The 10,504-nt window shown below is 70.7% G+C and carries 8 protein-coding genes; 4 read left to right on the top strand and 4 right to left on the bottom strand.

All coding sequences use genetic code 11. The annotated features are described in order from the left end of the window. Positions 1-2,211 (bottom strand): transposase (locus GT755_RS23160; protein ID WP_161481704.1); only part of this gene is annotated, 2,211 nt, incomplete at its 3' end. A gap of 543 nt (positions 2,212-2,754) precedes the next feature. On the opposite strand from GT755_RS23160, the gene GT755_RS23155 reads away from it, so the two are divergent. Continuing rightward, complete coding sequence (locus GT755_RS23155) at positions 2,755-3,939, top strand: hypothetical protein (protein WP_161481703.1); 1,185 nt, start codon at positions 2,755-2,757, stop codon at positions 3,937-3,939. Here the strand turns inward: GT755_RS23155 and GT755_RS23150 are convergent. Both GT755_RS23150 and GT755_RS23145 read right to left on the bottom strand, forming a co-directional pair. After that, positions 3,866-4,807 carry a hypothetical protein gene (locus GT755_RS23150; RefSeq protein WP_161481702.1) on the bottom strand — a complete coding sequence of 314 codons (942 nt, stop codon included), beginning with the start codon at positions 4,805-4,807 and terminating at the stop codon, positions 3,866-3,868. The two genes, GT755_RS23155 and GT755_RS23150, sit on opposite strands and share 74 nt — an antisense overlap. Positions 4,808-5,234: 427 nt before the next feature. Continuing rightward, a complete protein-coding gene (locus tag GT755_RS23145) occupies positions 5,235-5,630 on the bottom strand; it encodes a MarR family winged helix-turn-helix transcriptional regulator (RefSeq protein ID WP_161481701.1) in 396 nt (131 codons plus the stop codon). 107 nt (positions 5,631-5,737) lie between these two features. On the opposite strand from GT755_RS23145, the gene GT755_RS23140 reads away from it, so the two are divergent. The 3 genes from GT755_RS23140 to GT755_RS23130 are packed head-to-tail and all read left to right on the top strand — an operon-like array spanning position 5,738 to position 8,869. Continuing rightward, positions 5,738-7,150, top strand: coding sequence for an MFS transporter (locus GT755_RS23140; RefSeq protein ID WP_235967026.1), 1,413 nt, complete (start codon positions 5,738-5,740; stop codon positions 7,148-7,150). A 37-nt stretch (positions 7,151-7,187) separates the two neighbouring features. Then, positions 7,188-8,273, top strand: a complete 1,086-nt coding sequence (locus GT755_RS23135) for an adenosine deaminase (RefSeq protein WP_161481699.1) — start codon at positions 7,188-7,190, stop codon at positions 8,271-8,273. Continuing rightward, positions 8,270-8,869: a PH domain-containing protein gene (locus GT755_RS23130; protein ID WP_161481698.1), complete on the top strand. Its 600-nt coding sequence runs from the start codon at positions 8,270-8,272 to the stop codon at positions 8,867-8,869. Before GT755_RS23135 ends, GT755_RS23130 begins: the two co-directional genes overlap by 4 nt. Here GT755_RS23130 and GT755_RS23125 read toward each other — a convergent pair. After that, on the bottom strand, positions 8,866-10,500 hold the full coding sequence (locus GT755_RS23125; protein ID WP_161481697.1) for a phospho-sugar mutase: 1,635 nt from the start codon (positions 10,498-10,500) through the stop codon (positions 8,866-8,868). The two genes, GT755_RS23130 and GT755_RS23125, sit on opposite strands and share 4 nt — an antisense overlap. Positions 10,501-10,504 lie beyond the last annotated feature (4 nt).

The following is a 10,504-nucleotide window of genomic DNA, read 5'->3' as shown; positions in this document are numbered from 1 at the left end:
CGCGCGGGCCACCGCGAGTTCGGCCGAGGCGGCGCGCACGGCGTCCAGGAGCGGCCCGGAGCGGGCCCGGTGGACGGCCAGCCGCCGCGACCGGCGCGCGTGGGTGCGGCACTGGTCGCCCATGACGGCGCGGTTGCCGCAGCCGGCCGGCCAGGCGCACAGGTAGGGCACCCCGGCCGCGACGACCAGGACGGGCCGCCGGGCCAGCGCGGCGGCCAGTTCCTTGGACTTCCAGCCGGCCTCGTCGGCGGCGACCAGGCAGAGCGGCCCGTTGGCGTCGTCGAGCAGCAGTCCGGCGAAGGAGACGAGCGTGGTCGCGCGCATCCGCCCCCGATAGCGGGCCTGCGGATACCAGGCGAACCGGGTCTCCCCGGCACGGTCGAGCGCCACCAGGAGGCTGAGGTCGCCCCCGAGCCGCGCCTCGGCGACGAACCGGACGGCCGCGCCGGCGCCCGCGTGGGCGAGGTAGAGGGGCAGCGTCTCGTGCTCCCACGGGCCGGGCTCGACCGACGGGAACTCCTCGGGCCACAGTCCCTCGTCGCGCAGCACGGCGACGGCCCGGTCGGCGTCCACGGGCCGGCCGTAGGCGCGGCTCAGCAGGGCGGTGAGCGTCCGCGTGGTCAGCAGGGCGGGCGGGCCCGCCAGGACGAGCTCGCGCAAGCGGCCTCCCGCCGACAGGGGCTGCCGCCGGGCGTGTTCGCGGGCGGCGGCGATCCGGACCTGGCGGTCGGCCGTGCCGACGGGACCGCGCGGCGGGTGTTCCATCTCCAGCGAGGCTGTTCCGGCGGGCGCGGGTCCGCGTCCCTGGTGGAAGTGGCGGCGGCACAACGCCTGGACGGGGTCGCGTTCGGGGATGCGCCAGACGCGTTCGCCGCAACCGTCGGCCCACGTGCAGAAGAAGGCGTCGCCGACCGTCGTGGCGGTGGCGTCGAGATCGCGGGAGCGCCAGCCGGAGTCGTCGGTGACGACCAGGCATAGCGGTTCGGCGAGGTCCTGGCGGAGCCGCCGGGTGAAGTCGGCCAGCGTCGTGGCGCGCATGCGGCCCTGGTAGCGGGCCTCCTCGTACCAGGCGAAGCGGCGTTCCTGGTCGGGGGAGACGGCCAGCAGGAGCGTGCGCCCGCCCGGCAGCGGGACCTCCTGGACGAACCGTACCGCCGCGCCGGGCCCCGCTTCGGCCTGGAACAGCGGCAGCACGTCGTGGCACCAGCGGCCGACGGCGGGCGAGCCCGGCGGGAGCACGGGCGGCAGCGGTCCCTCGGGCCAGAGGTTCTGCGCGGAGAGCAGCACTTCGGCCTCGCCGGTACTGACCGGATGACCGAAAAGCGCGCTCAGGTGCCCGGCGAGCCGGTCCATCGTCCACAGGCCGGTGGACGGTCCGCCGAGCACGGCCGGCCGCAGATCGGGGGCCGAGGCGGTGGCGGGCGCGGGCGCGGGCCGGAGCGCGCGGGCGTCGCCGTCGCTGCGCACCCAGACGGTCAGCGGCAGCCCGGCCAGGCCGCGCGCGCACTCGTCGAGGTCGAAGACGGGATGGGGCGCCGTGATGAGGCAGGTGGCCCGGCCGGTCTCGGCCACCAGCCCGGTCGCGAAGTCGAGGAACGTGGCCGCGTTCGCGGGGCCGGAGTAGGCGCGGAACAGCAGCGGCCCGCCCGGGATCAGCGCATAGGCCAGGTGGAAGCCGAAAGGCGCGGCGGGGAGGGAGGAACGGGGGAGAAGCGCGCCGACGTCCACCAGTCCCCCGCGCATCAGAAGCGCGTCCTGTTCCCGTGCTTTCTCTTTTATGTACGCGTAACGCTGTTTCCACAATCGGGCGGAACCGTCCGGCCACGTGACGAGAGAGTGTCGCGGCCATAAACCGAGTGAACGCAGCAGACGGCCGATGCTGGTGAGCGTCAGCGAGACGCCGTGGTCACGGGAGACGAGCTCGTTCACGAGTTCCCGCGTCCACAACCGTCCTGTCAAGCCCGCTGACTCCGGGCCGGCCAGCAGCGCGGTCGCCAGATCGTGCAGTCCGTCGGGGGAAAGCGCCGACGGACGCCCCTGCAACGGGCTGGCCTGCAGTTTCTGCGGCTCGGAGCGGGCCTGGCGGAGCCATTCGTAGACCGACGACCGGGACACGCCCATGTTCCGGCTCACCTGCGCGACCCGTTCGCCCGCCTCGACACGGGTCACGGCGGTGGTGCGCAGGGACGCGAGGAACGCCCGTCCGTCCACATCCCGCATCCGATGCGGACGGCTTGTCAAATCTTTGTCAATGACAGTGTAATGATCCACGTGCGACCAAATAACACGAATTCGGCAGCTATGCAAACATTCGTCTCAATAATTCTGTCAGGAAACCTGACACAAATGGGGCCCGTCGCGGGGAGCCGCCCAGATCAGTGCCAGGGTGGGCGGGTATTCACCGTCCGGAACCGGGCTTTCGGTCCAGGCAAGACGGGCATGAGCTGAGAAACCTGCACTGATTAGTCCCGTGAACACGTTTGCTGGTGGTCAAGTTGCCCTGTCACGTCTATGCTCCGTTTGACGCACTTGATCGAGGCGTCGATTTACGCACCGTGTTAGGCGAGGAGCACAGTGCCCGAGAAGATCGCTCAACGCGTTCGAGCCGCTCGCCTGCAGAGAGGGTTGTTGCCATTCCAAGTGACGTCCGAACTGGATGCCGACTCGATCGAACGGATTGAAAGCGGAGACCTCGAACCGACCGCGGCAATGATCAGGATCATCGCGCGAGGACTCCGGTGCTCCCCTCTGTGGTTGACCGACGGACTTGACCCGCACACGATCGCGGGCCTGCGGGCCGAAGCGGCCAAGGCGGGCGGCGCGCTGGCCGAAGGCCGGTTCCCCGAGGCGAGAGACCGCTACGCGGCGCTGCTCCGGCAGCCGTCGCTGGGCATGGTCCCCGACCTCTGGCGGCAGGCCGAGCTCGGCCAGGCCCAGGCGGCCGAACGCGAGGGCGACCTGCCCCAGGTGATCAGCCGCGTGACGCGACTGCTCGACTCCCACCTCGACGAGTCCTCCGAGACGCTGGCCCGGTCGAGCGGCCACTGGACGCAGTTCGTCGACTACCGCGTCCGGCTGGCGACCGTGTTGTGCCGCTGCCACCTCGAAGCGGGTGACATTTCGGCCAGCGTGGCCGTGGGCGAGAGCGCGCTCGACCGCGAGATCGGCGCGGCCGGCTGGACCTCCAGCGTGATCGAGCTCGGATGCGCCCTCATCGCCACGTACGGAGAGCAGGTCGACCTGCACTCCCATCCGGAAGAGGCCGGACATGGTTCGCATCTGCGATTGCATCTGCTGCTGAGCGAGCTGACGAGTGCCGCGATAGAGCTCGGCGAGCCCCGCGGACGTATTTCGGTCGCTTGGCAGAACGGAATCGCGGCGGCGAGGTCGGGATTAGCGCCGACCGCACGGGGCCTTTTCGAGCAGGCCCTATCCCTGTACGGCGCGGGCTACCACGACCCGCTCGGCCTGGCCCGCCTGCGGGCGACCATGGCCGGGGAGCTCATCAGGGCCGATCCGGCGACGGTGGAGGAGCTCTTCCCGGTCCTCACCCGGGCCCAGACCGAGCTGGCCGAGGCGGCGGCGGGGATCGTCGACCGGGGGTTCTGCGCCCTCGCGCTGGCCCGTGCCGACATCGTCAGAGGAGATCCGCACCAGGCGATCGACCGCGCCAACGAGGTCGTCAAGGCCGTCGGGGAGACCGCCGCCCTGCTGCACGTCCACGCTTCGGAGGTCATCGCCGAGGCGCATCTGCGGCTCGGCGAGACCTGGGAGGCCGAACAGGCCCTTGTGGCCGCCGCCGAGCGCTGGGAGACGATGAGCTCCCGCGAACGCGCCTCGACGATGTGGATGCGGGTCGCCGACCTCAGGATGCGGGGCGACGACCCCGAGGGTGGTCGAGCGGCCCTCGACCGGGCGCTCGCAGTGATGGCGGTCTGAGCCCGCGCAGCAGGTCGTCGGGCTCGCGCCCCAGATGCCGCAGCACGCAGCACATGTGCGCGAAGACGGCCTCGGCGCGCGGATAGCGGTCGGTGGAGGCGGCACGCGCGTGCGCCTCGAAGGCGGCGATCAGGGCTTCGGGGTAGTCGGCCAGGTAGACGCCGGAGATGCGCGGCGCGAACATCGACAACTCGCGGTCGAGCTGCCAGTAGTAGGAGACCAGGTCGGTGAGCGGCTCACACGCCTTGACCAGGTCGTCGTGGTTCTCGAAGCGGGGCACCGGGTGGTCGTGGTCGCAGACGGGCACGTCGCCGAGCGGGGCCGGTTCGGGCCGTCCAGGGTCGAGCGGGACGTCGGGGAACTCGATCTCGTTCTCGCCGCCGCTCTCCAGGAGGATCCGGCGGGCCGTGGCCAGCGGGGGATAGCCGAGGGTGAGCCCGCGCACGGCCCTGGGCAGCTCGGCGAAGGCGTCCACGCCGGCGAAGGTGTGGTTGGCGGGCGATTCCTTGCGGTGCGACAGCAGGCCCCAGGCGGCCGTCTCGGCCGCCTCCGGGGGCAGCACGTCGCGGTAGTAGGCGACGAGCGCGTCGAGCTCGAACAGCTCCCCGTACGTCTCCTCGCGGCCCGCCGTGATGTGCAGGGCGTTCCCGTCGACGCGTTCGCGGTGATACTCCAGCCCCACCCGCCGGGCGCGGATGCACCACGCCTGCGCCTCGTCGAGGGGGAGGGTGAACCGGCCGAACGGCTTGCGCCCGGAGAGCAGCGCGCCGGCTATCCAGCGTTCACTCCAGGCGGCTCCGTCGTAAGGCGACGGGTCGGCGAGATCTCTTAGTAACCCCTGTGAAAGGACCTCGTTCCACGGGCTCACTAGAGAACTTCTGAATCCATTCATGGCGGGTCCGGTGAAATCCCAGATCCGGTATCCGTGCCAGACGGCGAGTATCCGGGTCCAGGAGCCGAACTCGCTTTCCGCCCGCTGTCCGGCGTAAAGGCCATGTAATGGGTTGCCGAAGTCGTCCTGGAAGGGCCCGGGTTGGACCCGTCCTGCGGGGCTCACCGGTGTTCGATCATCATTCAGGGGCGTCCAGCCGCGCACGGGGCCGGGCCTCCTTTCCGCCATAGGGATTGTCAGGCTCCCCACCGGCACCTTCAGAAGCGCGCCGAAACCGAAAAGAATTTTGCCCGATCAACGATCGGTCGCGCAATGCACCGAATTACCCAAGGTGGGCATTTTGCGCTGCACGTGCATCTTCGCGTGCGTTTGAAAGTTACTTTCCCTTATGTGCGGGCCGAATTCACCCTGCGGAGGTGGCGGCCAGGTGGTCGCGCAGCACCCGGCGCTGCGTCGGCAGCGCCTCGGAGTGGCGGATCCGGCCGGCGTCGGTCAGCGTCACGAAGACCCCGCGGCGGTCGTCGGCGCACATCGAGCGGAGCACGAGCCCGGCCTTCTCCAGGCGGGCGATCAGCCGGGACAACGCGCTCTGGCTCAGCGGGACCCCGGCCGCCAGTTCCTGCACGCGGAACTTGCCGTCGGAGCTGAGGCAGAGGCCGTCGACCAGGCGGTCGAGCACCTCGAACTCGCTGACGCCGAGCCCGTGGCGCTCGTGCAGCTCGCGTTCCAGGTCGGAGACGATCGCGGCGTGCCTGGCGGACAGCTCACGCCAGGTGGACACCACCTCGTTGTCGGTCATCGTGCACCCCTGATCTCCTTGCGCGGCACCATAGCACCTCGTACAAGCATATGCAAACGCATTAAATGCTTGTGCATTGAATGCATGTGCATGTAACGTCGCCGTCCATGATGTCTACTCGTGAGGGCCGCTGGGGGGCCTCCCTATGGGGCGTCCTCATCGTGCTCTGCACCGTCGTCTTCCTCGACGGCCTCGACGTGTCGATGGTCGGCGTCGCACTGCCGTCCATCCAGGCCGAACTCGGCATGTCGACCTCGGCGCTCCAGTGGGTGGTGAGCGGGTACGTCCTCGGTTACGGCGGCCTGCTGCTCCTCGGCGGACGGACCGCCGATCTGCTGGGCCGACGCCGGGTCCTGCTCGTCGCGCTGGCCGTGTTCGCCTTCGCCTCGCTGCTCGGCGGCATCGTCGACAACGGCGCGCTGCTGATCGCGGCCCGGTTCGTCAAGGGCATGTCGGCCGCCTTCACCGCGCCGGCCGCTCTGTCGATCATCACCACGACCTTCGCCGAAGGGCCCGCGCGCAACCGGGCCCTGAGCATCTTCACCGCCTGCGCGGCCAGCGGCTTCTCCCTCGGCCTGATCCTTTCGGGCCTGCTGACCGAACTCGGCTGGCGGTGGACCTTCCTGATGCCCGTGCCGGTCGCCATCGCGGCCCTGATCGCGGGGGCCCGCCTGCTGCCCCGCTCGGAGGAGCGCGGCGAGGGCGGCTACGACCTGTTCGGGGCGCTCACCATCACCTCGGGCATGCTGCTGCTGGTCTACACCGTCGTCGAGGCCCCCGAGGTGGCCGTCGGACGGACCGTCGCCACCGGCCTCGCCGCCGCCGTGCTGCTGGGCCTGTTCGTCTGGTGGGAGCTGCGCACCGAGCACCCGCTGGTGCGGCTCGGCATCCTGCGGTCGGCGCCGCTGCGCCGGGCCAACCTCGGGCTCGTCATCCTCTTCGGCTCGTACGTCGGCTTCCAGTTCGTGGCCATGCAGTACTTCCAGAACATGCTCGGCTGGTCGGCGCTGGCCACCTCGCTCGCCTTCCTGCCCGCCGGGCTGCTCGTCGCGCTGTTCTCGACCCGGGTCGGGTCGCTGGCCGACCGGTTCGGCACCCAGAAGATCGTGCTGGCCGGGTCGGTGTCGCTGGTGCTCGCCTACCTCGTCTTCCTGAACATCGACATGGACCCGTCACTCTGGCTGGTCATCCCGGGGATGCTGCTGCTCGGCGGCGCCTTCGCGCTGGCCTTCCCCTCACTCAACATCCAGGGCACCAATGGGGTCGCCGACGCGGAACAGGGGCTCGCGTCGGGGCTCATCAACACCTCCGGCCAGGTCGGCGGCGCGGTCGTCCTGGCCATCGTCACGGCCACGCTGACCTCGGGCGTCGGGGGCGGCGACCCGCTGGGGTCGACGCGCGCCGCAATCGTCATCTCGGCCGTGTTCGCGCTGATCGGGCTGGGGATCTCGATCGCCGGAGTGGTGGCCGGGAGGAGGCGGCGCGCGCCCGCTCCCGAGCAGGTTCTGGAGACCGTGTAGCAGATCATATTTGCGCAGGTGAAGGTAGTATGCCGCAATGAGCCTGCCCACTTTTGAGCAGATCCGCCAAGCCCCCAAGGTGCTTCTTCACGATCACCTCGACGGGGGCCTGCGCACGGAAACGATCATCGAGCTGGCCCGCGAGACCGGCTACGACAAACTGCCCTCCACCGACCCGGCCGAGCTCGACGCGTGGTTCCGCGCGTCGGCCGACTCCGGGTCGCTGGAGCGCTATCTGGAGACCTTCGCCCACACCGTGGGCGTCATGCAGACCCGTGAGGCGCTCGTCAGGGTGGCCGCGGAGTGCGCGGAGGATCTCGCGAACGACGGAGTGGTCTACGCCGAGGTCCGCTACGCCCCCGAGCAGCACACCGAGCGGGGGCTCTCCCTCGACGAGATCGTCCAGGCGGTCAACGAGGGCTTCCGGATCGGGTCACAGGGACGGGGCATCCGGGTCGGCGCGCTGCTCACGGCGATGCGGCACCAGGCCAGGTCGATGGAGATCGCCGAACTGGCGGTGCGCTACCGCGACGTCGGGGTCGTCGGCTTCGACATCGCGGGCGCCGAGGCCGGCTACCCGCCCACGCGGCACATCGACGCCTTCGAGTACCTCCAGCGCGAGAACGCCCACTTCACCATCCACGCCGGCGAGGGGTTCGGGCTGCCGTCGATCTGGCAGGCCATCCAGTGGTGCGGGGCCGACCGGCTCGGCCACGGCGTCCGGATCATCGACGACATCTCCGTCTCGGGCGACCCCAAGCACGACGGGGCCAAGCTGGGCAGGCTGGCCGCCTACGTCCGCGACAAGCGCATCCCGCTGGAGATGTGCCCGACGTCCAACATCCAGACCGGGGCGGCCGACTCGATCGCCGACCACCCGATCGGGCTGCTGCGCCGCCTCCAGTTCCGGGTCACCGTCAACACCGACAACCGGCTGATGAGCGGCACCTGCGTCACCAAGGAGTTCGCGCAGCTCGTCGACGCCTTCGGCTACGACTGGGACGACCTCCAGTGGTTCACGGTCAACGCGATGAAGTCGGCGTTCATCCCCTTCGAAGACCGCCTGGCGCTGATCAACGGGGTGATCAAGCCGGGGTTCGCACAGTTGAAGTGGCGCGCATGACCTTCCGCTCGAAGACGGCCTGGTTCTTCGGCTGGGCCTGGCTGGTGTTCGTCGCCGTCAACACGGTCGACCTGGTGGTACAGGGGACCCTGCCGTCGGCCCTGGTCGTGGGGGCCGTCCTCGGCTTCGTCACGTGGATGACCTACCTGCTCGCGCTGCGGCCGGCGACGATCACCGAGCAGGGCGGCGTACGGGTCCGCAACCCCTTCCGGACCGCCTACCTGCCCTGGTCGGCCGTCGACGACGTCACCGTGACCAGCGCGATCACGATCACCGGGGGCGGCCTGACCGTCCGCTGCTGGACCCCGATGCCGACCGCGCGCGAACGGGCCAAGAGCCTGCGGCAGCAGAACCGCCAGGTCAGGCGCGGCCGTTACCCGACGACCGAGCCGACCCTGTCGAAGGGCGAGCAGGCCGCCCGCGAGGCCATGGCCGGACGCGTCCACGCCGACTGGGTGGCCGACGAGATCAAGGAACTCGCCACGGCCCGCAAGGGCCAGTCGACCGGCGAGCCGACCGTCACGTGGGCGATCGACTCGCTGGCGGCGACGGCGGCGTTCCTGGTGCTGGTGGTCGCGGCGGTCCTCGTCGTCTAAAGGGCGAGGACCTCGCGCAGATCGGCTTTGAGCGCCTCGATCTGGTCGGCCGCGGCCGACCGGGTCTCGGCGATCTCCGTCACCGGGAGCACCAGTTCCAGGTAGCACTTCAGCTTCGGTTCGGTGCCGCTCGGCCGGACCACCACCCGGCCGCCGCCCGACAGCCGGTAACGCAGGCCGTCGGTCGGGGGCAGGTCGGCGGAGCCCGCCGCCAGGTCGTCGATCGACTCGACGGTCCGGCCGGCCAGGCTCGCCGGCGGCTTCGACCGCAGCCGCGCCATCGCGTCGGTGATCTGCGACAGGTCGTCGACGCGGAAGGAAAGCTGGCTGGTGGCGTGCAGGCCGTAGCGGACCGCCTGGTCGTCGAGCAGGTCGATCAGGGTCAGCCCGCGCTGCTTGGCCTCGGCGGCGATGGCCGCGACGGTCAGCGCCGCGCCGATGCCGTCCTTGTCGTGGACCGGCAGGCCCTCGTCGGAGCCGACGCTGTAGCCCAGGGCCTCCTCGTAGCCGAAGACCAGCCCGCTGCCCGCCTTCATGATCCACTTGAATCCGGTCAGGGTCTCGCGGTGCCGTACCCCGTGGGCCTGGGCGATCTTCCCCAGGAGCGACGACGAGACGATCGTGGTGGCCACCAGGCGGTCGGGCGCGCTCGTCGACCGCAGCACGTGCTCGGCCAGCAGGCCGCCGACCTCGTCGCCGGTCAGCATCCGGAACCTGCCGTCGGCCTGGCGCGCGCCCACGGCGCACCGGTCGGCGTCGGGATCGTTGGCGATCACCAGGTCGGCGTTGACGGCCGAGGCCGAGGCCAGTTCGAGGGCCAGGTCCATGGCCCCCGGCTCCTCCGGATTCGGGAACGCCACCGTCGGGAAGTCGGGATCGGGCCGGAACTGGGCCCCCACGATCATCGGCGAGGCGAACCCCGCTTGCAGGAACGCCTGCCCCAGCGTGCTCCCTCCGACGCCGTGGAGGGGGGTGTACGCCACTCGCAGCTCCCGCGCCGAACCCAGCGGCAGCGAGGTCACCGCCTCCAGATAGGGCGCCAGGATGTCGCGGTGCGCCAGGGTCGTCCACTCCTCGCCGAGGGGAAGCTCGTCGACCCGCCCGACCGCGTCGATCGCCGCCGAGATCTCCGTGTCGACCGGCGGGACGATCTGCGAGCCGTCGCCCCAGTAGACCTTGTAACCGTTGTCCTGAGGGGGATTGTGCGAGGCCGTCACCATCACCCCGGCGTCGGCCTTGAGGTGACGTACCCCGAAGGCGAGCACCGGGGTCGGGAAGAGGCCGCACATCAAGGAGACGCGGAGGCCCGCGCCGGTGAGGACGGCGGCGGTGTCGCGCGCGAACACGTCGGAGTTGTGCCGCGCGTCGTACCCGACGACCACGTGACGCCCCGGGCCCAGCACGGCGGCCAGCCCGGCCGCCGCGCGCATCACGGTCACCCGGTTCATCCGGTTGGGGCCCGCGCCCAGCTCGCCCCGCAGGCCGGCCGTGCCGAACTCCAGCTTCGCGCCGAACCGGTCGGCCAGCCCGTCGTGGTCGCCCGAATCCAGCAGCGACTTCAGTTCCGCCCGGGTCGCCGGGTCGGGGTCCTGGCCGAGCCACTCCCGCGCGCGTGTCGTCAGATCGTTCATCGCC

It is taken from the genome of Herbidospora solisilvae, from assembly GCF_009901565.1.
Taxonomy (GTDB): Bacteria; Actinomycetota; Actinomycetes; order Streptosporangiales; family Streptosporangiaceae; genus Herbidospora; species Herbidospora solisilvae.
Note: the sequence above shows the minus strand (reverse complement) of the source record. Positions and strands in the feature narration are given on the sequence as shown.

What these genes read in the sequence shown, in the direction of transcription:
- GT755_RS23130 (WP_161481698.1), top strand. Translation starts at nt 8,270, where the DNA reads ATGACCTTCCGCTCGAAGACGGCCTGGTTCTTCGGCTGGGCCTGGCTG.
- GT755_RS23140 (WP_235967026.1), top strand. Translation starts at nt 5,738, where the DNA reads ATGATGTCTACTCGTGAGGGCCGCTGGGGGGCCTCCCTATGGGGCGTC.
- GT755_RS23145 (WP_161481701.1), bottom strand. Translation starts at nt 5,630, where the DNA reads ATGACCGACAACGAGGTGGTGTCCACCTGGCGTGAGCTGTCCGCCAGG.
- GT755_RS23125 (WP_161481697.1), bottom strand. Translation starts at nt 10,500, where the DNA reads ATGAACGATCTGACGACACGCGCGCGGGAGTGGCTCGGCCAGGACCCC.
- GT755_RS23135 (WP_161481699.1), top strand. Translation starts at nt 7,188, where the DNA reads ATGAGCCTGCCCACTTTTGAGCAGATCCGCCAAGCCCCCAAGGTGCTT.